At 69.6% G+C, this 22576-nt stretch carries 22 protein-coding genes; 12 read left to right on the top strand and 10 right to left on the bottom strand.

Going from position 1 to position 22576, the window contains the following annotated elements:
• Window positions 1–11: 11 nt before the first annotated feature.
• Window positions 12–281, bottom strand: a complete 270-nt coding sequence (locus ABZV44_RS05280) for a helix-turn-helix transcriptional regulator (protein WP_354832275.1) — start codon at window positions 279–281, stop codon at window positions 12–14.
• A 79-nt stretch (window positions 282–360) separates the two neighbouring features.
• Between ABZV44_RS05280 and map the strand changes: the two genes are divergently transcribed.
• Together map and ABZV44_RS05270 are read left to right on the top strand one after the other, a co-directional pair.
• Window positions 361–1128: a type I methionyl aminopeptidase gene (map, locus tag ABZV44_RS05275; protein WP_354832274.1), complete on the top strand. Its 768-nt coding sequence runs from the start codon at window positions 361–363 to the stop codon at window positions 1126–1128.
• Between the two features lie 250 nt (window positions 1129–1378).
• A complete protein-coding gene (locus tag ABZV44_RS05270; protein ID WP_354832272.1) occupies window positions 1379–2065 on the top strand; it encodes a TetR/AcrR family transcriptional regulator in 687 nt (228 codons plus the stop codon).
• Here the strand turns inward: ABZV44_RS05270 and ABZV44_RS05265 are convergent.
• Window positions 2062–2655 carry a TetR/AcrR family transcriptional regulator gene (locus ABZV44_RS05265; protein WP_354832270.1) on the bottom strand — a complete coding sequence of 198 codons (594 nt, stop codon included), beginning with the start codon at window positions 2653–2655 and terminating at the stop codon, window positions 2062–2064. The genes ABZV44_RS05270 and ABZV44_RS05265 overlap by 4 nt on opposite strands.
• 93 nt (window positions 2656–2748) lie before the next feature.
• Between ABZV44_RS05265 and ABZV44_RS05260 the strand changes: the two genes are divergently transcribed.
• Together ABZV44_RS05260 and ABZV44_RS05255 are read left to right on the top strand one after the other, a co-directional pair.
• Entirely contained in the window at window positions 2749–3480 is a 732-nt protein-coding gene (locus tag ABZV44_RS05260) for an alpha/beta hydrolase (protein WP_354832268.1), read from the top strand.
• Window positions 3481–3601: 121 nt separating this feature from the next.
• Window positions 3602–3982, top strand: a complete 381-nt coding sequence (locus ABZV44_RS05255; RefSeq protein ID WP_354832266.1) for a PPOX class F420-dependent oxidoreductase — start codon at window positions 3602–3604, stop codon at window positions 3980–3982.
• Between the two features lie 241 nt (window positions 3983–4223).
• Here ABZV44_RS05255 and cobN read toward each other — a convergent pair whose 3' ends face one another.
• Window positions 4224–7859, bottom strand: a complete 3636-nt coding sequence (gene cobN, locus ABZV44_RS05250; protein ID WP_354832264.1) for a cobaltochelatase subunit CobN — start codon at window positions 7857–7859, stop codon at window positions 4224–4226.
• A gap of 299 nt (window positions 7860–8158) precedes the next feature.
• Between cobN and ABZV44_RS05245 the strand changes: the two genes are divergently transcribed.
• From ABZV44_RS05245 to ABZV44_RS05235, 3 genes are all read left to right on the top strand, one after another.
• Window positions 8159–8413: a hypothetical protein gene (locus ABZV44_RS05245; protein ID WP_354832262.1), complete on the top strand. Its 255-nt coding sequence runs from the start codon at window positions 8159–8161 to the stop codon at window positions 8411–8413.
• 265 nt (window positions 8414–8678) lie between these two features.
• Window positions 8679–9878 (top strand): precorrin-3B synthase, encoded by a 1200-nt coding sequence (cobG, locus tag ABZV44_RS05240; protein ID WP_354832260.1) that lies wholly within the window; start codon window positions 8679–8681, stop codon window positions 9876–9878.
• A gap of 249 nt (window positions 9879–10127) precedes the next feature.
• Entirely contained in the window at window positions 10128–10679 is a 552-nt protein-coding gene (locus ABZV44_RS05235) for a hypothetical protein (protein ID WP_354832258.1), read from the top strand.
• Here the strand turns inward: ABZV44_RS05235 and ddaH are convergent.
• Complete coding sequence (gene ddaH, locus ABZV44_RS05230) at window positions 10648–11520, bottom strand: dimethylargininase (RefSeq protein ID WP_354832256.1); 873 nt, start codon at window positions 11518–11520, stop codon at window positions 10648–10650. The two genes, ABZV44_RS05235 and ddaH, sit on opposite strands and share 32 nt — an antisense overlap.
• 153 nt (window positions 11521–11673) lie before the next feature.
• Here ddaH and ABZV44_RS05225 point away from each other — a divergent pair, with 153 nt between their 5' ends.
• The 4 genes from ABZV44_RS05225 (at window position 11674) to ABZV44_RS05210 (ending at window position 15086) form a co-directional block, all read left to right on the top strand.
• A complete protein-coding gene (locus ABZV44_RS05225) occupies window positions 11674–12111 on the top strand; it encodes an Lrp/AsnC family transcriptional regulator (RefSeq protein ID WP_354832254.1) in 438 nt (145 codons plus the stop codon).
• 129 nt (window positions 12112–12240) lie between these two features.
• The gene (locus tag ABZV44_RS05220; RefSeq protein WP_354832252.1) at window positions 12241–12876 is read left to right on the top strand and encodes a precorrin-8X methylmutase; all 636 of its coding nucleotides are present in this window, start codon (window positions 12241–12243) and stop codon (window positions 12874–12876) included.
• Entirely contained in the window at window positions 12873–14504 is a 1632-nt protein-coding gene (gene cobJ, locus ABZV44_RS05215) for a precorrin-3B C(17)-methyltransferase (RefSeq protein WP_354832250.1), read from the top strand. Before ABZV44_RS05220 ends, cobJ begins: the two co-directional genes overlap by 4 nt.
• Before the next feature lie 36 nt (window positions 14505–14540).
• Complete coding sequence (locus ABZV44_RS05210) at window positions 14541–15086, top strand: PadR family transcriptional regulator (RefSeq protein ID WP_354832248.1); 546 nt, start codon at window positions 14541–14543, stop codon at window positions 15084–15086.
• A gap of 11 nt (window positions 15087–15097) precedes the next feature.
• Here ABZV44_RS05210 and ABZV44_RS05205 read toward each other — a convergent pair whose 3' ends face one another.
• The 5 genes from ABZV44_RS05205 to cynR form a co-directional block, all read right to left on the bottom strand.
• The gene (locus tag ABZV44_RS05205) at window positions 15098–15844 is read right to left on the bottom strand and encodes a cobalt-precorrin-6A reductase (protein WP_354833104.1); all 747 of its coding nucleotides are present in this window, start codon (window positions 15842–15844) and stop codon (window positions 15098–15100) included.
• The gene (locus tag ABZV44_RS05200) at window positions 15841–16416 is read right to left on the bottom strand and encodes a hypothetical protein (RefSeq protein WP_354832246.1); all 576 of its coding nucleotides are present in this window, start codon (window positions 16414–16416) and stop codon (window positions 15841–15843) included. Before ABZV44_RS05200 ends, ABZV44_RS05205 begins: the two co-directional genes overlap by 4 nt.
• Window positions 16417–16615: 199 nt before the next feature.
• Window positions 16616–17371, bottom strand: coding sequence for an aspartate/glutamate racemase family protein (locus ABZV44_RS05195; RefSeq protein ID WP_354832244.1), 756 nt, complete (start codon window positions 17369–17371; stop codon window positions 16616–16618).
• Between the two features lie 26 nt (window positions 17372–17397).
• Window positions 17398–18945: an NCS1 family nucleobase:cation symporter-1 gene (locus ABZV44_RS05190; protein WP_354832243.1), complete on the bottom strand. Its 1548-nt coding sequence runs from the start codon at window positions 18943–18945 to the stop codon at window positions 17398–17400.
• Window positions 18946–19134: 189 nt separating this feature from the next.
• Entirely contained in the window at window positions 19135–20022 is an 888-nt protein-coding gene (gene cynR, locus ABZV44_RS05185) for a transcriptional regulator CynR (protein WP_354832241.1), read from the bottom strand.
• Window positions 20023–20584: 562 nt separating this feature from the next.
• Between cynR and ABZV44_RS05180 the strand changes: the two genes are divergently transcribed.
• Window positions 20585–21262: a TetR/AcrR family transcriptional regulator gene (locus ABZV44_RS05180; protein ID WP_354832239.1), complete on the top strand. Its 678-nt coding sequence runs from the start codon at window positions 20585–20587 to the stop codon at window positions 21260–21262.
• Here ABZV44_RS05180 and ABZV44_RS05175 read toward each other — a convergent pair.
• Window positions 21254–22447 (bottom strand): alpha/beta fold hydrolase, encoded by a 1194-nt coding sequence (locus ABZV44_RS05175; protein ID WP_354832237.1) that lies wholly within the window; start codon window positions 22445–22447, stop codon window positions 21254–21256. The two genes, ABZV44_RS05180 and ABZV44_RS05175, sit on opposite strands and share 9 nt — an antisense overlap.
• Between the last annotated feature and the right edge of the window lie 129 nt (window positions 22448–22576).

Here is a 22576-nt window from a genome sequence, read left to right as displayed (position 1 = left end):
TCGGCCCGCAGTCACGATGCCGAGCGCTGGTCCGCGTGGCCCGGCTGCCAGATCTCGGCGAGCTCGTCGAGCGGGATGTCCAGTGCGCGGCTCAGGGCCACCACGGTCCCGAACGCCGGGGTGGGCAGCCGGCCCGATTCGATCTTCCGCAGCGTCTCCGGTGAAATACCCGCGCTCGCGGCCACCTCCAGCAGCTCCCGGCCGCCACGGGCGGCACGCAGCGCGGCGCCCAGGCGCCGACCGGCTTCCAGCTGGGCGGGGGTGAGGGGCAGTCGGACCATGCTCGCCACCCTACGGTTGGTATTTAAATACCGCAACCCGCTATGGTCGGTATAAAAATACCGAAACGAGGAGGTTGTCATGGTGGAGCTCAAGAGCCCGGCCGAGATCGAACGCATGCGGGTGACCGGGCAGTTCGTGGCCGGAGTGCTGAGCGAACTGCGGGAGAAGGCGCAGATCGGGGTGAATCTGCTGGAACTGGAGGCCGTGGTGCGCGACCGCATCCGCGAGCGCGGCGCGGTCTCCTGCTACTGGGACTACTCCCCCTCGTTCGGGCGCGGCCCGTTCCGCAACACCGTCTGCCTCTCGGTCAATGACGCTGTGCTGCACGGACTTCCGTTCGACTACACGCTGCGTGACGGCGACGTGCTGAGCATGGATCTGGCGGTGAGCATCGACGGCTGGGTCGCCGACTCCGCGGTCACCACCATCGTCGGCACCCCCGATCCGGAGGACGCGCGCCTGGTCCGCGCCACCGAACAGGCCCTCGACGCGGCCATCGCGGTGGCGCGGCCCGGCAACACCATCGGCGACCTGTCCGCGGCCATCGCACAGGTCGCCCGCGCCGGCGGCTACCCGATCAACACCGAATTCGGCGGTCACGGCCTGGGCCGCACCATGCACGAGGACCCCCACGTACCCAACGACGGCCGCGCCGGGCGCGGCTTCCGGTTGCGCCCCGGCCTCACCCTCGCCATCGAGCCCTGGTTCGCGCGCGGCACCGACCGCATCGTCACCGACCCGGACGGCTGGACCCTACGCTCGGCCGACGGTTCGCGCACCGCGCACTCCGAGCACACGATCGCGATCACCAACGCGGGCGCGCAGGTCCTCACCCGCGTGGCGTGACGGGTCCGGCCTGGGCACGGAAACCCGGACGGCACGTCGGGTTTCCGCGCCCGGCCGCGTGACGGGGATCGACGTCCGGGCTACGCGGATGCCCGGCGGATCCCGGCGTCACGGTCTCGGGGCCGCGCCGGACTAAGCGTCCGCTTAGTCTACATGTGACCGGAGCCCCGTCACCCCCACCCCACCGGCCGGGCGTCCCTCACGCCCGGCCGGTGGTCGGGTGAAACACTCTCTGGGAGATACTCATTCGATGGGTAACGACGACATCGCGCCGATCACCGGGAACGGCATCCGCGACACCGCCGCCGACGGCTCTCGTGACACCGCCGCGGTGGCGCACCTGGAGCTCACCCAGCGCCGCTTCCCCGAGGGCCAGCGCCGGATCTTCCTGGCCGCCATCGACGCCTTCGCCGAGCGCGGCTTCCACGCCACCACCACCCGCGACATCGCCGCCCGCGCCGGGCTCAGCCCCGCGGGCCTGTACGTGCACTTCGGCTCCAAAGAGGAAGTGCTCTACCGCATCTCGCTGTCGTCCATGCGCCTGACCCATCAGGTCGCGGTGGCCGCGTCCGCCGGTTCCGGCAGCGCCGCCGACCATCTCAGCGCCGTGGTGCGCGATCTCACCGTCTGGCATGCCGAGCACGCCGCCTCGGTGCGTGTGGTCCTGCACCACATGACCGACCTGACCCCCGAGCACCGCTCCGAGGTCGCCGACCTCCAGGTCGCCATTCACCGCCTGGTCCGCGATCTCGTGAGCCAGGGCCTCGCCGACGACGTCTTCGACGTCACCGACACCAATGCCGTCACGCTGGCGCTGATGTCGCTGTGTGTGGACACCGCGCGCTGGTACCAGAGGGACTACCGCCGCTCTCCCGAGGAGATCGGCGCCGACTACGCGGCGCTCGCGCTGCGGATGGTCGGGGCGAATCCCGCCTAGCCCGCCCGGCCAGCCGCGGGTAGGCCATTCATCACCAGATCGACTGCGCCGCTGAGATATTCGGGCGTCAGCGGCTCGCCGCGCAGCAGCAGCCGGAACCAGATCGCGCCGGCGAGCAGGTCCATGATCGCCGCCGGATCGCAGGTCGCGGCCAGTTCGCCCCGGGCCACCGCGCGCTGGAACACCGGCTGTTCGCGGCCGAGCCGGTCGGCGAAGAACGACGCCCCGACCGCCGCCAGGTGCGGGCGCGCGGGGGCGGCCGCCAGCACGGCGATCGCGATGGGTGCGGTCGCCTCGGCGGTCAACAGCCCCGCGATCGCCTGCGCGAGCGCCAGCAGATCGCCCCGCAGGCTGCCGGTGTCGGGCACCGGGAAGGCCAGTACGTCGGAGTCGATGAGCGCCGCGGCCAGCAGCGCGTCCTTGGCCGGCCACCACCGGTACAGCGTCGTCTTGTTCACTCCCGACCGTTCGGCCACCGCCTCCATCGTCAGCCCGTCATAACCCTTGGCCGCCAGCAGGTCCAGGGTCGCCCCGAAAATCGCCTCGGCCTGTCGCGGCCTGCCCGCCGATCGCCGTCCCGGTGTCGTCACTCCCCCAAAATACAACACAACGTTGCGTTGTGTTTCCGGCACTGCTTTCATGGAAACGCAACGCAGCGTTGCATTTCGATTCGGGAGGTAGTCATGACGAGAACGCCGGTCCTGCTGGTCCACGGCATTCGGCTGAGCAGCACCTGCTGGGTGGAGGTGGGCGAGCATCTCACCCCGCAGCGCCCGGTCCTGGCGATCGATCTACCCGGCCACGGCGCCCGCCGCGGTGAGCGCTTCACGCTGCCGGGCGCGGTCGGGGCCGTGCGCGCGGGTCTCGATCGACTCGGCGGATCCGCACTGGTCGTCGGTCATTCCCTGGGCGGCCTCACCACCATCGCGGCCGCGGCGGCCCATCCGGACCAGGTAGCGGGCGTGGTGCTCGCCGGCGCCACCCTGGTCCCGGGGCCCGCACTGGCGACCCCGTTCCGGCTCATGCATCGCGTCCTGTCGTCCCGGCCCGACGGCGGACAGGCCCTCAGCGAGAAGGTCTTCGACCGTGCGGTGCCACCCCGGGTGGCCGCGGCGATCGCCCGCGGCGGCATCGCCACCGAGGTGATTCCGGATGTGCTCGCCGCCGTATCCGGTTTCGATCCGGTTGCCGCACTGGCGACCTACCCGGGCCCGGTGCGCCTGATCAACGGCGGTCACGACCACTTCCGCCTGGGCGAACAGCGTTTCGTGCGTGCCTGCGCGAACGGCCGGCTCCTGATCGTGCCGCGCGCGGGCCACTATCTGCCGCTCACGCATGCCGTGACGTTCGCCGACCTGGTCGCGGATTTCGCGGCAGCGCGCGACGCCGCCCGCGAAATCGCCTCCTCGCACTAGGCGCCGAGCGGGTCGGCCCTCGCCGGTCGGTTCGCGACCCACGGTACGGACCCGGCCGGGATCCCGCCCCCGACACGGCGCGTGGTCCGCGTCGCCCGCCGGTTCCGGATAGGCTGCGGAGGTGGACAACCCGTTCGGGCCCGTGGGCACCGCGAACTACGTCAATCTCGTCACCTACAAGAAGGACGGCACGCCGGTCGGCACGCCGGTGTGGGCTGCGCTCGACAATGGCCGCCTCTACGTCTGGACCGTCACCGACAGCTGGAAGGTCAAGCGTGTCCGCCGCAATCCCGAGGTCACGGTGCAGGCGTGCGATCTGCGCGGCAAGACCCGCGGCGAGATCGTGAAGGGCAGCGCGACCGTGCTCGACGCGGCCGGCACCGAGCGGGTGCGCGATCTCATCAAGCGCCGCTACGGCATTCAGGGCTGGCTGGGCATCACCCTGAGCAAGGTGCGTCGCGGCAGCGCGGGCACCATCGGTATCGAAATCGTTCCGGCGTAACGGTATTCGCGCACGGCGCGGCCGCCGGACCGGCTCGGCCGGTCCGGCGGCCGTGGCTTTTCCGCCCCGGGTTCGAGCTAGGGTTGATCCCCGGCGATGATCGCGCCGAGGAGTCCGCCGACACCGCAGCCGACAATGGTCAGGCTGGAGGGCAGAAGACCGAGGTGCCGGGGTTGTCCGCCCTTGTCCTGCGCGTCACCCCGGCCTGCCGCGACCGATCGAACAGACCGGTCGAATTCGATTACTCCAGTTCGCCTTCGGTCTCCAGATAGATCTGCCGCAGCCGATCCAGGGTGTCGGTCTCGGGCTGTTCCCAGAGTTTCCGCTCCGCCGCCTCCAGCAAGCGCTCCGCAATACCGTGCAGCGCCCAGGGATTCGACTGCTCCATGAACTTCCGATTGGTCTCGTCGAAAACATAGGATTCCGCGAGCTTTTCGTACATCCAGTCGGCGACCACATTCGTGGTGGCGTCGTAGCCGAACAGATAGTCGACGGTGGCGGCCATTTCGAACGCGCCCTTGTACCCGTGCCGCCGCATGGCCTCGAGCCAGCGCGGATTCACCACGCGCGCCCGGAACACCCGGGTGGTCTCCTCGGACAGGGTGCGGGTGCGCACCGCGTCCGGGCGGGTGCTGTCGCCGATGTAGGCCTCGGGATTCTTGCCGGTCAGTGCGCGCACCGCCGCGACCATGCCGCCGTGGTACTGGAAATAGTCGTCGGAGTCGGCGATGTCGTGCTCGCGGGTGTCGGTGTTCTTGGCCGCCACCGCGATTCGCCGATACGCCGTGCGCATGTCGTCCGCGGCGGGCGCGCCGTCCAGGTCGCGGCCGTAGGCGAAACCGCCCCAGGCCGTGTACACCTGCGCCAGATCATCATCGGTGCGCCAGCTCTTGGAGTCGATGAGCTGCAGCAGGCCCGCACCGTAGGTGCCCGGCTTGGAGCCGAAAATCCGTGTGGTGGCCCGGCGTTCGTCTCCGTGCTCGGCCAGGTCGGCCTGGGCGTGGGCACGGACATAGTTGGATTCGGCGGGCTCGTCGAGCTCGGCCACCAATCGCACCGCGTCGTCCAGCAGCGCGAGTACGTGCGGGAAGGCGTCACGGAAGAAGCCGCTGATGCGCACGGTCACGTCGATGCGCGGCCGGCCCAGCTCCTCGAGCGAGACGGCCTCGAGCCGGGTGACGCGGCGGCTGGCCTCGTCCCACACCGGCCGCACGCCCAGCAGCGCGAACACCTCGGCGATATCGTCGCCGGAGGTGCGCATGGCCGAGGTGCCCCACACCGACAGGCCCACCGAGCGCGGGTACTCGCCATGGTCGGCCAGGTACCGTGCGAGCAGCGAATCCGCCATGGCCTGACCGGTTTCCCAGGCCAGCCGCGACGGCACCGCCTTGGGGTCGACCGAGTAGAAGTTGCGACCGGTCGGCAGCACATTGATCAGGCCGCGCAGCGGCGATCCGCTCGGCCCGGCCGGAATGAAGCCGCCATTGAGCGCGTGCAGGATTCGCGAGATCTCGACGCCGGTCTGCCGCAGTCGCGGCACCACCTCGGTCGCCGCGAACCCCAGCACCTTGCGCACCTCGGTCAGGCGGGCCGGGACCTCGGTGATCCCGGCCGCGTCGGCGAGCTCGCTGCCCAGCAGGGTCTCGCTCACCGCGTCGATGGAGTCGACATCCCAGTTGACCTCCTGCATGGTCAGCACCAGTTCGCGCGCCAGCTTCTCGAACGCGTCCACCCGTTCGCGGGCCTCGTCCCCGGATTCGCTGAGCCCCAGCGCTTCTCGCAGCCCCGGGACATTGACCTCGCCGCCCCACAGCTGGCGGGCGCGCAGCATGGCCAGCACCAGGTCGACCTCGGCCTCCCCCGCCGGGGCCTGGCCGAGAATGTGCAGGCCGTCGCGGATCTGCACGTCCTTGATCTCGCACAGCCAGCCGTCGACGTGCAGCAGCATGTCGTCGAAGGATTCCTCGTCCGGCCGCTCGGTCAGCCCCAGATCGTGATCCATCTTGGCCGCGCGCATGAGCGTCCAGATCTGCTGGCGGATGGCGGGCAGCTTGGCCGGGTCGAGCGCGGAGATATTGGCGTGCTCGTCGAGCAGCTGCTCCAGACGCGAGATGTCGCCGTAGGTTTCGGCGCGCGCCATGGGCGGGATCAGGTGGTCGACCAGGGTGGCGTGGGCGCGGCGCTTGGCCTGGGTGCCCTCGCCCGGGTCGTTCACCAGGAACGGGTAGATCAGCGGCAGGTCGCCGAGGGCGGCATCGGTGCCGCACGAGGCCGACATGCCGAGGGTCTTGCCCGGCAGCCACTCCAGATTGCCGTGCTTGCCCAGGTGCACCACGGCGTCGGCGGCGAAGCCCTCCGGCGCGGCCAGCCAGCGATAGGCGGCAAGGTAGTGGTGGCTCGGCGGCAGATCCGGGTCGTGATAGATGGCCACCGGGTTCTCCCCGAACCCGCGCGGCGGCTGCACGATCAGCACCACATTGCCGAAACGCAGTGCGGCGATGACGATCTCGCCCTCCGGGTCCGCGGACCGGTCGACATAGAGCTCGCCCGGCGGCGGTCCCCACGCCTCGATCACGGCCGCGCGCAGATCCTCCGGCAGCGTCTCGAACCACCGCGTGTACAGGTCGGCGCCGATGCGAATCGGGTTGCCCTCCAGCTGTTCGGCGCTCAGCCAGTCCGGATCCTGCCCGCCCGCGGCGATGAGCGCGTGGATCAGCGCGTCACCATCGGCCTCTTCCAGACCCGGGATCTCCCCCGCCGCGCCGAGATCGTAACCGGCGAGCCGCATTTCGGTGAGCAGCCGGATGGCGCTGGCAGGCGTGTCCAGGCCGACCGCATTGCCGATCCGGGCATGCTTGGTCGGATACGCCGACAGCACCAGGGCGACCTTCTTCCGGTCCGCCGGAATGTGCCGCAGCCGCGCATATCGCACCGCGATGCCCGCCACCCGCGCCGCACGCTCGGGATCGGGCGCATACGTCGACAGCCCGTCGGCGTCGAATTCCTTGAACGAGAACGGCACCGTGATGATCCGCCCGTCGAACTCCGGCACCGCCACCTGCGTGGCCACATCCAGCGGGGACAGGCCGTCGTCATTGGCCTCCCACTGCTCGCGGCCGCTGGTCAGGCACAGGCCCTGCAGGATCGGCACATCCAGATCCGCGAGCGCGCCCACATCCCACGCCTCGTCGTCGCCGCCCGCCGACGCGGTCGCGGGCTTGGTGCCGCCGGCCGCCAGCACCGTCACCACGAGCGCGTCGGCCGTGCGCAGTTCGGCCAGCAGTTCCGGTTCCGCGGTGCGCAGCGAGGCGCAGTACACCGGCAGCGCCCGCGCGCCCTTGTCCTCGATGGCCGAGCACAGCGCGTCGATGTAGCCGGTGTTCCCGGCCAGATGCTGGGCACGGTAGTAGACCACCGCCACCGTCGGGGCGTCCGCCGCGACCGGGCGCGAATCCCGTTCCAGCGCACCCCAGCTCGGCATCTCCACCGGCGGCTCGAAGCCGTGCCCGGTGAGCAGCACCGTGTCGGACAGGAAGTTGTGCAGTTGCAGCAGGTTTCGCGGGCCGCCCGCCGCCAGGTAGTTGTGGGCGTCGGCGGCCACGCCGCCCGGCACCGTGGAGCACTCCATGAGCTCGGCATCCGGCGCGATCTCACCGCCGAGGGCGACCAGCGGAATCCCGCTGGCGCGCACCGCCTCCAGCCCCGGCTCCCAGGCGCGTCTGCCGCCGAGGATGCGCACGATCACCAGCTCGGCGCCGTCGAGCAGGGCGGGCAGGTCCGCCGGCAGTAGGCGCGCGGGATTGGCGAGCCGATACTCGGCGCCGCTCGCACGCGCGCTCAGCAGGTCGGTATCGGAGGTGGACAGCAGCAGGATCACAGGTTTCAGGCCTTCCTAGGGTGACGCGCCCAGCACGGTTCGGCGCCCGCCGGGAAGGTCTGACTGTCACAGTGGCGCGACCGCACCGGAATTGCACCGGATTCTTCCGTTCGACGAGCTCGCCGATGCTATCGCGCCGACTGCGGAGGGTCGGTATCGCGCCCGGATCACAGTGCGGCAAAGGCTCCTCCGAGCTCCTTCGAGACCCGCTGGGCGGCGCGTACGCTGCGCGTATGCCAACCACTCCAGGATGGGTCAGGCGGAACCGCTTTGCTGCCTGGTCGGGATACTTTTGCGTATTGGTTGCCTTCGCAACGCTGGCCATGGCCCTCACGGCCGCCGGCACCGGTCACACCGAGTGGGCCATGCTCGCCGGCATCGTCTGCGCCGCGACCGTCCTGTTCGGCATCACGGTCATGACCACCACCGTCCACCGCGACCACGTCGACCACCACAACGTCCCGAGCCTCCTGAACGACACCTGGGAATCCACCCCCGCCTTCGCCCGTCGCCGCGGCGCCCCCAGGGCCATCGAACCCCACCGCATGCGCTGACCCACCGGACCTTCCATCACGATTCCGGGGCCCACGCCCCGGAATCTTTCTGTCCGGGGCCAGCGCTCCGCGCCGCGATCATCTCCTCCTTGAAAGATCAACTGCGGCTCCATGATCCATGCTCTCGGTTCGTCACGGACCGGCGCGCGCGTGATACATGCTCAGATCGCAATATCTCTAGATGTGGATACTTACGGGAGCTGATCCGTCCCGTTCCCGGCCCGTAGGTGCCCGACCTCGGCATCCTCCGTAGGCTTGGGGCGTCATGACGCGAACCGATCCCGATTCCTGCCCGGGTGTGCTGCGCCTGCACCAAGCGGCCGATGGTCCCCTCGCTCGCATCCGGGTGCCGGGCGGGCACCTCTCCCCCGGCCAGGTGCAGGCCCTGGCCGCCGCGGCCGTCGATCTCAGCGACGGCAATATCGAGCTCACCTCCCGCGGCAATGTGCAGTTCCGGCAGGTGCGGGACGCGGCCGCGCTCACCGAGCGGCTGACCGGCGCGGGCCTGCTACCCAGCGCGACGCACGAGCGGGTGCGGAACATCGTCGCCTCGCCGCTGTCCGGGCGGGTCGGCGGGTGGACCGATGTGCATCCCCTGGTGCCGGCGCTCGACGATGGTTTGCAGGCGCATCCGCGACTGGCCGGCCTGCCCGGCCGGGTGCTGTTCACCCTCGACGACGGTCGCGGCGATGTCAGCGAACTGGGCGGGGATATCGGTGTGCACGCGCTCGACGAGAACACCTACGCACTCCTGTTGGCAGGCAAGGACTCCGGTATCCGCGTATCCCCTGCCGACGCGGTGGATCTCATGCTCGCCGCAGCGCACGGTTTCCTGGAGCTGCGCGACGGCCAGTGGCGGTTGCACGAGATCCCGGACGGCCGCGCCCGACTGACCGATCACCTGCTGACCGCCCGGCCCGGCCTCGACGAGTCCGGCGACCTCCTCGAACTGCCGGTGCGCCAGGACATTCCGATCGGCTGGCTGAATCAGGACGACGACCGGGTCGCGCTCGGCGCCGGCGTGCGCCTCGGCTCGCTGCCCGCCCGCACCGCCGAATTCATTGCCGCCGTCGAGCGTCCCGTGTTCCTCACCCCGTGGCGCAGCCTGGTCCTCACCGATCTCGACGAATGGACGGCCGAGCAGGTGGTCCGCGTCCTCGCCCCCATGGGCCTGATCTTCGACGCCAACTCCCCCTGGCTGCTGGTCAGCGCCTGTGCCGGCCGCCCCGGCTGCGCCAAGTCGCTCACCGACGTCCGCGCCGACGCCACCGACGCCGTGGACACCGGCCGTGTAGTCCTCACCGGCGCACCACAATTCGCGCGCGAAGGCCTCGACGCCGATGACATCGTCACCGCGGGCCGCCAGCACTGGTCCGGCTGCGACCGCCGCTGCGGCCGCCCCAAGGGCGCGGTCACCGACATCATCGCCACAACCGACGGCTACCGCATCGTCCCGTCCCCATAGGCCGAGGGCGTCGTCACCGAGTACGAACCCGCGTCTGTCCCCCGCCAGGCCCGCCCGCGACACCGGTCAACCCCGTCTGCCGCCCTGGCAACGCACCTGCCGTGCCAGGCCATTCGCACTGCCCGGCGGGCAGCCGCCCCGGCCGCACTACCACGAAGTCCCCGCTGGGCATGCCGCCGCAGGTTATCGCGCCTGCTGGTGCACAGTGGGTCCTAGAACAGCGGCGAGCATCGGAGACGGGAGGCGGTCATGGCTGTGCCGGAGCTCAGCGATGAAGAGATCGCGGCGATGTCGGACGATGAGCGGCGGGAGCTGATCGGGCGTTTGCGGCTGCCGCCCGAGCGGTTGCTGCCGCGGCCCGAGGTGGTGCGGGTGCATCGGCGGGTTCGGTTGGCGCTCATGGTCGGCGGCTGTCTCGCGCTGATCCCGTGGATCGTGTACCTGGGGTTCTCACTGCCGGCGGAGTATCACGCGCAGAACTGGTCACTGGCCTGGATCGGGTTCGACATCGCGTTGGTGCTGATGATGGCGACCACCGCCTACCTGGGCTGGAAGCGGCGCGTGGTGCTGCTGCTCCCCGCCTTCGGCACCGGATTGCTGCTGCTGGTGGACGCCTGGTTCGACATCGTGACCGCCGATGCCCGGGACGTGTGGGTGTCGGCGGGCACGGCGATCCTCGGTGAGATCCCGCTGGCGCTGTTGCAGATCACCGGTGCGATCCTGCTGCTGCGCTTCCTGATCCTGGCGCACCCGCTGCACGATCCGGCGGTCAGTCCGTTCCGGACCCGGCTGCCGTTCTGACCCGGTGCAATTCGAGCGTGCAGCACTTCACGCTGCCGCCGGACTTGAGCAACTCCGACAGGTCGATCCCGATCGGCTGGTAGCCGCGGGCCCGCAGCTGCTCGGCCAGGCCGACGGCCTTCTCGCTGAGGAAGACGTGGTAGCCGTCGCAGACACCGTTGAGGCCCAGCACATTCGCGTCCTCCTCGTCGGCGATGAGGGCGTCCGGGTACAGGCCGGCCAGCAGCCGGGCGCTCGGCCCGCTGAAGGCGCCCGGGTAGTAGGCGATGGTGTCGTCGAGCACCATGAGCGCGGTGTCGAGGTGATAGAACCGCGGATCCACCAGATCCAGCGAGACGACCGGTAGTCCGAAGAACTCCGCCACCTCCTCGTGCGCGCCGGGGGCGCTGCGGAATCCGGTCCCGGCGAGGATCCGGTCGGCGGCGATGGCGAAATCGCCTTCGCCCTCATTGGTTTCACGGGCGGCGGCCACCGTGGCGAATCCGCGGGCCGCCATCCACGCGTGGAAGGCCGGACCTTCCTGTGCGCGTTCGGGATTGGCGAAACGGGCCGAGAACGCCCGGTCCCCGATGACGAGTCCGCCGTTGGCGGCGAACACCATATCGGGCAGTCCGGCAATCGGTTCGATGACCTCGACCCGATGCCCGTGCGCCTCGTAAGCGGCGCGCAGCCCGTCCCACTGGGCCAGGGCAAGGGTGCGGTTCACCGGGTCGGAGGTGTCCATCCACGGATTGATGGCGTAGGTGACGTCGAAGTGTTCCGGGCGGCACATGAGATAGCGGCGGGGAACGGGTCGGCGGGCGGCGGGATCACGGGCGGGCAGCGTGGCTACGGACGTCAACGAGACTCCCTCGGAAGCGGCGCGGACGGGGCTGATCTGAAGGTAGGTGGCGTACCGTTGTGCTCGAAATAGCGAATCGTTGCGCGAATCTCTGGATTGGCGGCGATTCATTGCGTGCCACCCATGCGTGCGCATGATTGCGAAAGGGGGAGCATGGACGAGCTGGACCGGCAGATCCTGGCGCATCTGCTCAGGCACGCGCGCGCCTCGTTCCAGGACATCGGCTCCGAGATCGGCCTCTCCGCGCCCGCGGTCAAGCGGCGGGTCGACAAGATGGTGGCGGGCGGGCAGATCACCGGTTTCACCGCGGTGGTGAACCCGGCCGCGCTGGGGTGGCGCACCGAGGCGTATGTCGAAGTCTTCTACCGCGACAACATCTCCCCCGCCGAACTGCGCCGCAGCCTCGAACCCATTCCTCAGGTGGTCGGGGTGTGGACGATCGCCGGTGAGGCCGATGCCCTGGTGCATGTGATGGCCACCGATATGGCCGAGATCGAGGCGACCGTCGAGCGTATTCGCGAGAACGCGCGGGTCGGGCGCACCCGCAGCAATATCGTCATGTCCCGGCTGCTCGAACGGCCCCGCACGTGATCCGGCCCGGCCGCGAACGGTCCACTGTGCCAGCTGAACCCTGTCGCGAGGCGGCCCGAACCCGGTCGCCAGCTGCTGGCGCACGACCCGCTCAGCACGGCCCCGACGGCGAAATCTAGGGTGGACTCCATGTCCGACGTGCGCGCCAGCTACCTCAAAGACGGGGCCGAGATCTATCGGCGCTCGTTCGCGACCATCCGGGCCGAGGCCGATCTGGCCCGGTTCCCGGCGGACGTGTCACAGGTGGTGGTGCGCATGATCCACGCCTGCGGGCAGGTGGATCTGGCCGGTGACGTCGAGTTCAGCACCGATGTGGTGGCCAAGGCGCGGGCCGCGCTGCAGGGCGGCGCGCCGATCCTGTGCGACGCCAAGATGGTCGCCTCGGGCGTGACCCGCAAGCGGCTGCCCGCCGGCAACGACGTGCTGTGCCTGCTCGACGATCCCCGGGTGCCGGAGCTGGCGGCCCGCATGGACAACACCAGATCGGCTGCGGCGCTGGAACTCTGGAGCGACCGGCTGGACGGCGCGGTGGTGGCCGTCGGCAATGCGCCGACGGCACTGTTCCACCTGCTGGACATGCTGGACGCGGGCGCGCCCCGGCCCGCCGCCGTGCTCGGCATTCCGGTCGGGTTCATCGGGGCCGCGGAATCAAAGCAGGCCCTGGCCGCATACGGCGGTGTCGAATTCCTGACCGTGCGGGGCCGGCGCGGCGGCAGCGCCATCACCGCCGCCGCCCTCAATGCGATTGCGAGCGAACAAGAATGAGCAAGCTCTGGGGTGTCGGGCTCGGACCCGGCGATCCGGAACTGGTGACGGTCAAGGCCGCGCGGATCATCGGCGAGGCCGATGTCATCGCCTTCCACAGCGCCCGCCACGGCCGCAGCATCTCCCGCGCCATCGCGGCCCCCTACATGCGTGCGGGCCAACTCGAGGAGCACCTGGTCTACCCGGTGACCACCGAGACCACCGACCACCCGGGCGGCTATCAGGGCGCGATCGACGAGTTCTACGAGCGCGCGGCCGGGGTGCTGGCCGGCCATCTCGCCGCGGGCCGCACCGTCGCGCTGCTCGCGGCCGGTGACCCGCTGTTCTACAGCTCGTTCATGCACATGCACCGCCGCCTGGCCGACCGCTTCGACACCGAGATCATCCCGGGCGTCACCTCGGTCAGCGCCGCCTCCGCCGCCCTGGGCACCCCCCTGGTGGAAGGCGACCAGGTCCTCACCGTGCTGCCCGGCACCATGCCCACCGAGGAACTGACCCGCCGCCTGCGCGAGACCGACGCGGCCGCCATCATGAAGCTGGGCCGCACCTACCCCGGTGTCCGCCAGGCTCTTTCCGACTCCGGCCGCCTCGACGACGCCTACTACGTCGAACGCGCCAGCTCGACCCGCCAGCGGGTGCTGCGCGCCGCGGAGGTCGACGAAGCGAGCGTCCCCTACTTCGCGATCACGATAGTGCCGGGCCCCGAACCCGCGACGCGGATCGCGCTGACGGCCGACAGTGCGCCCACGTCCTCCGGAACAACCAGTGCCACTATGGTTTCCGGTATCACCTCCGCGACGAACGGCCGGCCGGGAACGGCGGCCGCCCACTCCCCCGCAGCCGCCCTCGCCGATGCCGAACCCCGCGCAGCGCAATCGGGAGAGGTCGGCGAGGTCGTCGTAGTGGGTCTCGGTCCGGGCGCGGAGGCATGGACCACGCCGGAGGTTCGGCAGGCGCTGGCCGAGGCGACCGACATCGTCGGGTACACCACGTATGTGAACCGGGTGCCGGTGCGTCCGGGGCAGCGGCGGCACGCCAGTGACAATCGGGTCGAATCCGAGCGCGCCGGAATGGCTTTGGACATGGCCAAGCAGGGCGCGAAGGTCGTGGTCGTCTCCTCCGGCGATCCCGGCGTGTTCGCCATGGCGGCGGCGGTGATCGAGGAGTCGGCGGATCCGCAGTGGCGGGAGGTGCCGGTGCGGGTCCTGCCCGGCGTGACCGCGGCCAGTGCGGTGGCCAGCCGGATGGGCGCGCCGCTGGGGCACGATTTCGCCATGATCTCGCTGTCGGATCGGCTCAAGCCGTGGGAGACGGTGGCGCAACGGATTTCGGCGGTGGCGTCGGCGGATATGGCGTTCGCCGTGTACAACCCGGCGTCGTCGCAGCGCACCTGGCAGGTGGCGGCCATGCGCGATCTCGTGCTCGAGCACCGCAAGCCGCAGACGCCGGTGGTGATCGGCCGCGATGTGGGCGGCCCGGCCGAGTCGGTGCGGGTGGTGACGCTGGCGGAGCTGGATCCGGCCGAGGTGGACATGCGGACCCTGCTGATCATCGGCGCGTCGACCACCACGGTGTTCGACGCGGCCGGTGGACCCCGGGTGTTCACGTCGCGCCGCTACGGAGACTAATATTCCACTGTAGAACGTAGGCTGGAAGGAGTGCCGGTGCCTGAAGACAATGCTCGACGCCCGCTCAACTCGACGGCCGCGTCCCTACTCGGATTCCTCCACCAGGGCGAACTGTCCGGGTGGGATCTGGTGGCGCTGGCCCAGGACCGCATCGGCGACTTCTGGACCATCACCCAGAGCCAGGTCTACCGCGAACTGGCCACCATGCACCAGAACGGACTGGTGGACAAGGGTGCGGCCGGCGCCCGCGACCGCACCCCCTACCGGATCACCGAGGACGGCCGGGAGGCCTTCGCCGAGTGGATCGCCCGCGATCCCGGCGCGGAGACCATCCGGGTGCCGCTGCTGCTGACCCTCTCCTTCGGCGAGTTCGTCGACCCTCAGCGGCTCGAGCGCATCGTCGCCGCCGGCCGCACCGTCCACGAGCAGCGCTTGTCCGGCTACCTGTCCGGCCACGACGAGCAGCGCATGTCGCCCTACGAGCGGGCCACCCTGGATTTCGGCATCCGCTACGAGCGCGCGGTGCTGGAGTGGTTCGATCGGCTGCCGGAGCTGCTCGACCGCACCAGCCGCCTGTCCTGAGCCCGGCCGGCCTAGCTTCCCGTTCCGCGCCGGGCGCGCAGCCAATCCCAGGCCGCCGCAACGGTTTCCACCTGTTCCGCGCCCGCGGGCAGCGGCGGCCGGTCGATCATCACGACCGGTATGCCGAGTTCGCGCGCGGCGGTGAGTTTGGCCTCGGTCAGCGCTCCCCCGCTGTCCTTGGTCACCATGACGTCGATGCGCTGTTCGGTCAGCAGCGCGGTCTCGTCGGCGACACTGAAAGGCCCACGGGCGAGCAGCAATTCGTGATCGGCCGGCATCGCCCCGTCGGGCGGGTCGATGGCCCGGATCAGGAACCAGGCGTCCGAGTGCGCGAACGCGGCCACGCCCTGGCGGCCGATGGTGAGGAAGACTCGTTTCCCCAGGGCCGCGGCGGCTTCCGCCGCGAGCGACAGATCCGGAACGCGCATCCATCGATCCCCGGGCTGCTCGGTCCATCCCGGCCGCCGCACGTGCAGCACCGGTATCCCGAGACTCGCGGCCGCGGCCGCGGCATTGGCGGTGATGCCCCCGGCGAACGGGTGCGTGGCATCCACCACGACCTCGATTCCATTGCCGCGCAACCAGTCCCGCAGCCCGGCGACGCCCCCGAAGCCCCCCACGCGCACCTCGCCGACCGGCAGCACGGGGTCGCGCACGCGCCCGGCGAGCGAGGACACGATGTCGAATCCTCGCTCGCCCGACGCGATATCGGCGAGTTCCCGGGCTTCCCGGGTGCCGCCGAGAATCAGCGTTTTCAGGGCTGCCCGCTGAAATAGGCCGAGCCCGAGTCGATCAGCGGCTGCCCGCCGGCGATCAGCAGTCCGATGATCGCGCCGGGAATCGCGCCGATCCCGAACAGGAAGGCGCCCAGGATGCCGCCGATGATGCCGCCCAGCGCGGCGTGCTGCAGCTGACCGAAGAAGTCGGCCTGCGAGTCGATGTCCTTGGCGGTCGACACCGGCGCCGAGACCGGGGTCAGGGTCAGCTGGGTGCCCGCGGTGTCGATGGCGGCGGTGAGGCCGTACTGCTTGCCCGCCAGCGTGCCGTTCAGCGGTACCTGGGTCACCACATCGCCGGCCTGGTTCTTCAGGAAGACGGTCTGGCCGGCCGCATCCAGGGTGAACCGGCCGCCGGTCACCTGGGTGACGATGTCGTTCGCGTCGGTGAGCGCCACGTTGTAGTCGACGCCCTGCTGGCTGCCGTGCAGCGTCGACGGGGACTGCTCCACCGCCGGAGCGGGGTCGACGGGGACGGCGTAGCCGGTGCCCGCGGCAATACCGGTCGCGGCGGCGGCAATGAATGCGGTGGCCACGAACTTTGTGTACTTCATGGAAGTCATCGATCTCCAAATAGTCTGAATCGAACCCGATAACAATCGGGTCACGCGGATTCACACTACCGTTGAGTTACGCACGTTTCACTCTGAATGCCTCGCGCGCGGAGCCGCTTTCATGCCAATGACCCATTTGAGCAGCGCACGGACGCATGGATTTCCCGCGATATCGCCGGGAAACGATACCGCGCGAGTGTCAGGCGCGAAGGGTGGACAGCAGCCCGGCAGCGGCCCCCGACAGCGGCCAGCCGGTGACCGCCTTCGGGCGCGGTGCCGCGAAGGTCCGCACTTTGGAGGTCGACAGGCCCAGTGCGACAAGCGATTCCGCGAGCTTGACCGCAGCGCTCACGCCATCCACGACGGGCACGCCGCAGCGCTCGGCGATGCGGCGGTCCAGGCCCGCCATACCGCCGCAGCCCAGGCAGATGACCTCCGCACCGTCCTCGCGGACCACACGCTCGGCCTGGTCGACGACGGCGACCACCGCCGCCGCCGGATCTTCTTCGAGCGCCAGCACCGGCAGGCCGCTCGCGCGGACGGACGCGCAGCGCGCGTCCAGGCCGGCGAGCTTGAGCCGGTCGGCGATCATCGGCACGGCCCGATCGAGGGTGGTCACGACCGAGTAGGCGTGGCCGAGCAGCATCGCCGTCATGGCGGCGGCCTCGGTGATGTCGACGACGGGGACGTCGAGCAGCTCCTGCAGGCCCTCGCGCCCGTGCTCGCCGTAACCGGCCTGCACGACCGCGTCGAACGGCTCCGGGTAGTTGACGACGGCGTCCATCACGCCGACCGCCGCGAGGTAGCTCTCGAAGTTGCCCTCGACCGACTCGGCGCCGAATCTCGGTGTGAGACCGACGATCTCGGTGCCCTCGGCCGCGACCGCGCGGGCCTGGGCGGCGATGGCGTCGGTCATCGACGCGGTCGTGTTGACATTGACGACGAGAATCCGCATCTCGGATTACCTCCCGGATAGTGGGTTCAGTGGGTGCACTCGACGGCGATCGGCTCGCCCGAGACGTCCTCGAACGCGGCCTTGCGGTCGGCGATCAGGAGATGGATCAGGGCGCCGGATCCGGCGCCGATGAACCACGCGAACGGTGACACCGCGTCGAGCGCGGGAATGAACGCGACCAGCAGCGACACCGCCGCGGCCGGGACGAAGGCGGCCAGGGCGCGCGGGTTGACGCCGCCCCGATAGAAATACGCGCCCACCGGATCCTCGCTGTAGAGCGCGGGGACGTCGATGCGGCCGCGGCGCAGTAGCCAGTAGTCGGCCATGATGATGCCGTACAGCGGGCCGAGCAGCGCGCCGAGCCCACCGAGGAAGTACTCGATGACCGCCGGGCTGTTGTACAGATTCCACGGCAGGATGACCAGCCCGATGATGCCGCTGACCAGTCCGGCGCGGGCGAAGTTCAGCTTCCGGGGAAACAGGTTGGTGAGCGCGTAGATCGGGGCGACGAAGTTGGCCATCAGATTCACCGCCACAGTCAGGACCAGCAGCGCCAGCGACGCCGGCACCAGCAGGGCGGTATTCGGGATGGCGTGCACGATGTCGGCGGGACTCGCGATCACCCGGCCATCGATCTCGAACTGGCCGCCGGCCATGACGACGACGATGGCGCCGAAGAACAGCACGTTGATCGGGATGCCCCAGAAGTTGCCCCGCACAATCGAACCGGGGCTTTTCGATGCCCGGGTGAAGTCACAGAAATTGAGCACGAACGTGGCGTAGACCGCCACCCACAGCGCCGCCCCGGCGAAGATCTCGTGCCACATGGCGAACCCGGTCAGCGGGCGATCGACCGACCAGGCGATCGAGCCGCCCGCCTCGGTGAAGACCCACACCGCGAGCGCGGCCATGGTGACGAGGATGACCGGACCGGCGAACGCCTCGTACCTGCGGATCATCTCCAGTCCGCGCTGCGCGAGGAAAGTCTGTACGGCCCACAGGGATCCGAAGGCGATCCAGCCCAGCGTCGACAAGCCGAGAATCGCGTTGTGGTCCCAGTCCGCCGCGCCGGGCGCGAGCGCGATGATCAGCACGCGCAGCACCAGCGAGGCCAGGTAGGTCTGGATGCCGAACCACGCCACGGCGACACCACCGCGCAGCAGCGCCGGAATCTGCGCGCCCCGCACGCCGAAGGCGATCCGGGTCATCACCGGGAACGGGACGCCGGTCCGGTAGCCCATGAACCCGGTGATGCTGAGCAGCACGAACAGCAGTGCCGAGCCCAGGCCCAGCGCCACCAGGATCTGCCAGCCGCCCAGGCCGAGTGCGAACAGCCCCAGCGCGAAGCCGTAATTGCCCAGGCTGTGCACGTCATTCGCCCACAGGGTGAAGATGCTGTAGCCCGTCCAGCGCCGGCCGGCGCGTCGGGTGGGAGCGAGGTCCCGGTTGTAGAGGCGGGTGCTCAGGCCGGGCGCGAAGGCGACGCCGGCCGCGTCCGCCGGGCGGGGGTTCGCCGCGATCGCACTGTCACCCACCGGCGATACGAGCTGGGCGGTGTCGTCGGGAACCAGCATGGGTAGATCCTCGATTTCGCATGGCGGAAGGAGTTTTCCAGCGCGGGCTGGCCTCCGAGTGTCTGTTGACACAACACCGATCGTCAATCGGCCCGCCCCGTCCCGTTCACCCTCACCATTGCCGTGACCGGCGGGTATAGACCACGCCGATGCCGGCCATCGGCAGAACGTCTGACCGGCAGGCGGGATTCACACGGCCTGGCGGGCGCTCCAGTCCCGGGCGAGCCCGAAGAAGGCGCGCGCGGCCGCGGTGCGATAGGCGTTCTCGCGGCAGAGCAGAACCGCGATCCGGGTCGGCAGCGGCGGATCCAGCGCCACGGCCGTCAGGCGCGGATGGTCGCGGGCGATGCCGTCGGGCAGGATGGTGGCGAGCGCGGTGAGCTGAACCGCCTCGATGACGGCGTGAATCGAGTTGGCCTCCACCAGGATTCGCGGGCTCACGCCCTGCTCGCGAAAATAGGCGTCGATGTGCAGCCGGGTGACGAATTCCCGATTGAGCAGGGCGAGATCGTATTCGGCGAGCTTCGCGGCCGGCAGGCGCGAGCGCGCGGTCCGGCGATCGGCGCCGACCAGGCTCAGCGTCTCGGTGAACAGGGAGGCGGCCTCGATGCCCGGCAGGTGCCCGCCCGCGAACCCGATCCCGACGTCGATATCGTCGGCCAGCAGGCCGGATTCGATCACGTCCTGGTTGGTCTCGCGAATATCGAGAGTGATCCCGGGATGCCGGGCGCGCAATTCGGCGATGAGCGGCCCGATCAGATAGGCCGCGAAAGTCGGGGTGTACGCCAGTCGCAGATGCCCGCGCGACAGATCCTCGACATCGTGCACCGCCCGATCGGCGGCATCGAGTTCGGCCAGCGCGAGCCGAGCATGCCGGGCATAGACCTCTCCCGCATCGGTGAGCCGGACAGCACGCCCGGTCCGATCCAGCAGCGGCGCACCCACCAGCCGCTCGAGCTGCCGAATCTGCTGCGAGAGCGTGGGTTGCGAAACATGCAAATCCTCCGCGGCGCGCGTGAAACTCCCATGCTCGGCCACGGCGAGCAGATACCGCAGATGGCGCAACTCCGGGGTCACCCACCGAATATAGACCAAGCCAATCGACCCACCCCCGACTACGCCACACGCACTATAATCCCAGTTAACCCACCCGGCGCGGGCTCTTCTGCTATTGGAGTGAAGCCTTCGCGCCACCCGAGAACACCGAATCGTGGAACTCGATCGACTGAGGAACCGCTGTGGCCGGCACGTCGGACACGACCACCACATCCAGCTTGTTCCCCGGATCTACGAATCCGTCATGTACGCTGAAGGACTGCCCGGGTACGCGCTGACCGCGAATCGGAGGGCGCCCGCGTAGCTGTTCATTCGAGGGATGCGCGCCACTGGGCGGCGGCACAGACCAGTACCCGCCGCGCTTCCCGCGGCCGTCCGATCGAGGACAGTCGCGTGCCCGCCCCCGCGGGCCTGCGCGACCGCCGGACGTCCCGGTTGTCCTCCGCGAGCCAGTCGTCCCTGCGGCACTCGATCGGCCACCTGCACCTCCATGACCTGTGGCGCAACGACATCCAGGACCGTGCCGATCGGCCACCGTTAAGATGAGAATCGCTCATTTTATCTCTGTCGTGAGGAGGCAGTGTTGCCGCCGAAGGCTGTGCGTGAGCGACGCCGCCCGACCCAGGAGCGCTCGAAAGCGACTCGGGAGCACATTCTCGACACCGCCGCGCAATTGTTCGGTGAGCGCGGGATCCCGGACACCTCGACCAACCGGATCGCCGCCGCGGCCGGGGTGAGCATCGGGACCCTGTACCGGTACTTCTCGGATCGGGCCGTGATCGTCGACGAGCTCCTCAGCCGCCTGATCGAGAGCATCGAACGCCTTTTCACCCAATGGGTTTCGGAGCTGTCGCGGCCGCCGGCCGGAAGCCCCCCGCGGTCGAGCCTCGAGCTGATCACCGAGATGCTGGAGCTGTTCACCGCGGAACTCGTCGCCAATGCCAAACTGGTGCGCGCGCTGGTGGCGGGCGTGCAGTTCTACAGCAGTGGCCTGCCCGAGTTCGAGCCGCGGTTGCGCCTGCTGGTCAAGGTGCTGCTGATCCAGATCCTCGGCCCCGGCGACGATCGCAGATACGACGCGATGAGCTTCGTGCTGATCAACACCGGCTTCGCGAGCGTCCTGCGGGCATCGGCTCTCGAGGTCGGCGATCACGAGCGCGAGGAGGTGATCGCCCTGACCGCGCAGATGATCACCGCGTGGCTCGAGGCCGAGGCCCGTGCCGCCCGAACACCTACCGGCACAACGGATGAGCTACAGTGACCCGCCGCCACCCAGCAGCCACGGATTGAACGTGCACCGCAGATCCGGAAACTTCGCCGGGTCCAGGGCACGCAGCGCGATGGACAGCGCCCGCGGCGAGTACATCATCGTCAGGTGGTCGGAGACGTCCTGCTCACACCCGTCCTGCAGCGTGATGTCGGTGACCTGGGCACCGGGCCCGGCCTTCAGGAACGTCAGGTCGTACGGATTGGTGACCTCGTCGTAGCGGGTGCCGACCACCGTGTACTCGATGCCGGGCACGGTGTCCCCGTTCGCGTTCAGCTTGTTGACGAAATCCGAGCCGATGGTCTGCTGGATTCCGGCGTGACCGACGAACATCTCGACGAATCCGAGGATGTCGATACCGAAATTGTTGACCGCCCGGCCGAGCGCGCCGATGCCGTCGAGCGAGGTGCCGTGGTGGGTGGCCCCGAAGGTCACCAGCTTGTGGACCTTCGCCGCACCGCCCTCGAACTTGGTGTACCAGCCGGCCATTGCCCCGCCCTGGGAATGCGCGACGATGTCCACCTGCGGTGCGCCGGTCGCGGCGAGCACGCGATCCACGAAGGCGGACAGCTGTTTCGCCGAATCCTGGATGTAGCCGGTGCCCATGGTGCCAGGCAGCACCGACCCCAGACCGCCGCCCTCGATCAGGTTCGACCGGCCGTAGTTGAGGGTGAAGGTGCAGAATCCGGCGTCCTTGATGGGCTGCCCCATGAAGGCGAAGCCGTTGAACGCGTTCATCCAGGTGCCGTGCACCAGAATCACCGGCCGCGGATGCTCCGCGGTCGGCTTGCAGTTCCAGTCGTTGGCGCCCGGCGGGGTGGCGTCCGGGTGCGCGACGCCGTAGCCGAACGCCGCCAGCCACGAGGTCATCGACGGTCCGTAACCCTGTGTGTCGGTGGAGTATCCGCCCGACGAGCCCGAGCTGGAACCGGACCCGCCGTAGCAGTTGCCGGATCCGTTGCCCGAGCCGGCGCCACTACCGGAGGTGCACGCGGATCCGGAGTCGGCGATCGGACCGGCCTGTTTCAGGCCTGCTGCGATGTAATCGGCCAATTGTCGATCGGTGGGCGCCGGGTCGGGTGCGGCGTCGGCGCCCGCACCGGCGAACCCGACCGCCAGCAGCGAGACGCCCATCATGATGGATGCCCGCACTGCCCTTCGATGGGTGGCTCGTCTCATTTCGTGCCCTCCTACAGCCCTGCATGGATCGGTTTCCGGGGCGCCGGCAATCGGTGGCCGACGGCGAAACCGCGCCCACGGTAGGCCGCTCCGCAATCTGCGCAGAAGGCAATTCTCGGAAATCTGGAG

Source organism: Nocardia sp. NPDC004860, from assembly GCF_040609015.1.
Taxonomy (GTDB): Bacteria; Actinomycetota; Actinomycetes; order Mycobacteriales; family Mycobacteriaceae; genus Nocardia.
Note: the sequence above shows the minus strand (reverse complement) of the source record. Positions and strands in the feature narration are given on the sequence as shown.

Bases quoted from the DNA above. Each gene is read 5' to 3' on its own strand.
- ABZV44_RS05280 (WP_354832275.1), bottom strand. From the start codon at position 281: ATGGTCCGACTGCCCCTCACCCCCGCCCAGCTGGAAGCCGGTCGGCGC.
- map (WP_354832274.1), top strand. From the start codon at position 361: ATGGTGGAGCTCAAGAGCCCGGCCGAGATCGAACGCATGCGGGTGACC.
- ABZV44_RS05270 (WP_354832272.1), top strand. From the start codon at position 1,379: ATGGGTAACGACGACATCGCGCCGATCACCGGGAACGGCATCCGCGAC.
- ABZV44_RS05260 (WP_354832268.1), top strand. From the start codon at position 2,749: ATGACGAGAACGCCGGTCCTGCTGGTCCACGGCATTCGGCTGAGCAGC.
- cobG (WP_354832260.1), top strand. From the start codon at position 8,679: ATGACGCGAACCGATCCCGATTCCTGCCCGGGTGTGCTGCGCCTGCAC.
- ABZV44_RS05235 (WP_354832258.1), top strand. From the start codon at position 10,128: ATGGCTGTGCCGGAGCTCAGCGATGAAGAGATCGCGGCGATGTCGGAC.
- ABZV44_RS05225 (WP_354832254.1), top strand. From the start codon at position 11,674: ATGGACGAGCTGGACCGGCAGATCCTGGCGCATCTGCTCAGGCACGCG.
- ABZV44_RS05220 (WP_354832252.1), top strand. From the start codon at position 12,241: ATGTCCGACGTGCGCGCCAGCTACCTCAAAGACGGGGCCGAGATCTAT.
- cobJ (WP_354832250.1), top strand. From the start codon at position 12,873: ATGAGCAAGCTCTGGGGTGTCGGGCTCGGACCCGGCGATCCGGAACTG.
- ABZV44_RS05200 (WP_354832246.1), bottom strand. From the start codon at position 16,416: ATGAAGTACACAAAGTTCGTGGCCACCGCATTCATTGCCGCCGCCGCG.
- ABZV44_RS05195 (WP_354832244.1), bottom strand. From the start codon at position 17,371: ATGCGGATTCTCGTCGTCAATGTCAACACGACCGCGTCGATGACCGAC.
- ABZV44_RS05190 (WP_354832243.1), bottom strand. From the start codon at position 18,945: ATGCTGGTTCCCGACGACACCGCCCAGCTCGTATCGCCGGTGGGTGAC.
- ABZV44_RS05175 (WP_354832237.1), bottom strand. From the start codon at position 22,447: ATGAGACGAGCCACCCATCGAAGGGCAGTGCGGGCATCCATCATGATG.